This is a genomic window from Mesorhizobium sp. P3_A9, from assembly GCF_056402975.1.
In genome coordinates this window covers 1-662 of record NZ_JBFUGJ010000786.1, presented here as the reverse complement: position 1 = coordinate 662, position 662 = coordinate 1, and the positions used below count along the sequence as shown (strand labels likewise).

The window sequence follows — 662 nt, the reverse complement described above, 5'->3', positions numbered from 1 at the left end:
GCGTTCGGGGTTGCCGAGGAGCATTGATGGACAGTACCTGACGAGATAGCTGTTATAATAATTTGCCCGGGCAGTGTTACGTCTTTGCCACAGACGGCTTTTTATCCCTGCGAATCAAATAAGATAGCGGCGGGTTTTGTAGTCGAAATATCAGCGCGACGCCTTGTGGCGTTCGGGGTTGCCGAGGAGCATTGATGGACAGTCAGACGCAAATCGAAAGCGTTCTCAACAACCTTGTCTATGCGCTTTTTGCCCAAAGCGGGCAGATGGAAACGAATAGAAAGACTGGCAACCTCGGCAACATGATTGTCTTCGACAATCCGGAAGCCGTAGACACCATCGTCAAGGCGCCGGAGCTCTTCCGCAAGAACTTCTCGCTGATTTCGGCACTCGGTTTCAGCCGCTTCAACACCAATGGTGAGGATTGGTCGGTTCGGCGTGCCATCACCCAGGACACCTACCTGGCGGCAGCCAGGCCGGCGCAGCAGCGTCCCATGGCGGAACTCTACGCCGCCGCCCTTACCGGGAGTGACGCAACGCTRCCTGCSATCCAGCAAGCTYTGTTYKCKGCATCGATGACGATATTTTACCGKGCTTTCGGCCTKGTTCCCGAYATGGCAGCKACGCTCTTGCTGCTCGACAGGGTCCGCGAYGTGYTGAGG

At 56.0% G+C, this 662-nt stretch carries 1 protein-coding gene; it reads left to right on the top strand.

Annotated elements, in window-relative coordinates:
• Positions 1–194: 194 nt before the first annotated feature.
• Positions 195–662 (top strand): hypothetical protein (locus AC1DX0_RS36740; RefSeq protein ID WP_477359543.1); only part of this gene is annotated, 468 nt, incomplete at its 3' end.